The sequence below is a fragment of the Pseudomonas sp. PsB genome, from assembly GCF_043658375.1.
In the GTDB taxonomy this organism is placed as follows: Bacteria; Pseudomonadota; Gammaproteobacteria; order Pseudomonadales; family Pseudomonadaceae; genus Aquipseudomonas; species Aquipseudomonas putida_Z.
In genome coordinates, this window is record NZ_JBIGLU010000091.1 from 1 (window position 1) to 947 (window position 947).

Consider the following 947-nt stretch of genomic DNA (forward strand, 5'->3'; position numbering starts at 1 on the left):
AGATAATCCGATGAGATGCCGGTCTGTCTCACTCTCATGCAAAGGTAAGATCAACCATTTAATCCGCTTACCCAAAATTGATATTGGCGCATAAGCTGTTGCAGCATGCTTGTCCTTCTCCCGCACCGGATTCCCAGACGACGCGTGCGGCCTCCGGATTCTGATGTTCCTTCTCGACACTGCCGTTCGCCGCCAGCGAGCAGGCGAGGTGGCAGCGGCAAACCACGCACCGAGCTATGATGCGCGCGGCGTGCCGCACCATGCGTGGAATCGCGAGCGCATCGATCGCGCACATGGCATGGACACTCTTGCCGGCGAAATGAACGTGGATTTCAGTCTGGCGAGCGCTGAAGGGATAGCAGCCGATGCCTTGCTCGCCGATGACGATGGCATCCATCGCGCACAGCGCGTCGAGCACCGCCTGCGACCCAATCCCCGCTGCGGGCGGTGCTGCTTCGCGTATCCAATGACCGAGAATCCTGGCATAGGTCGACTGCAGCGTGGGATGCGCGTCTTCGATCCGTGCCTGCAACGGAAACTCGTCCGCCAGCTTCTGCTGCGCACGCGTCACCGCCGCTTTGAGTTCCAGTCGCGATTCGGTCGATATATTCATATTCATGGTTCCTCGACTTAGAAAAGAGCAATGGCAAACGTATTCCAAATGGCTTAAGCTTATTTCCGTAGTCATGTACGGAGTCAAACGATATGGAAAACAATTTGGAGAATCTGACTATCGGCGTATTCGCCAAGGCGGCCGGGGTCAATGTGGAAACCATCCGGTTCTACCAACGCAAGGGCTTGCTGCCTGAGCCGGAGAAGCCCTATGGCGGCATCCGCCGTTACGGTGACGCCGATGTGGCGCGCGTGCGGTTCGTGAAATCAGCCCAGCGGCTGGGCTTCAGCCTGGATGAGATCGCCGAGCTGCTGCGGCTGGAGGATGGCACCCA

The 947-nt window shown here is 58.1% G+C and carries 2 protein-coding genes; one reads left to right on the forward strand and one right to left on the reverse strand.

Features of this window, described 5'->3' with window-relative positions:
* Nucleotides 1-67: 67 nt before the first annotated feature.
* Nucleotides 68-613 (reverse strand): organomercurial lyase, encoded by a 546-nt coding sequence (gene merB, locus ACGLHT_RS29980; protein WP_011005942.1) that lies wholly within the window; start codon nucleotides 611-613, stop codon nucleotides 68-70.
* 92 nt (nucleotides 614-705) lie between these two features.
* Between merB and ACGLHT_RS29985 the strand changes: the two genes are divergently transcribed.
* On the forward strand, nucleotides 706-947 hold a 242-nt coding region (locus ACGLHT_RS29985; RefSeq protein ID WP_394520768.1), incomplete at its 3' end, for a MerR family transcriptional regulator.

Coding starts and splice junctions, on each gene's coding strand:
- merB (WP_011005942.1), bottom strand. CDS start 613: ATGAATATATCGACCGAATCGCGACTGGAACTCAAAGCGGCGGTGACG.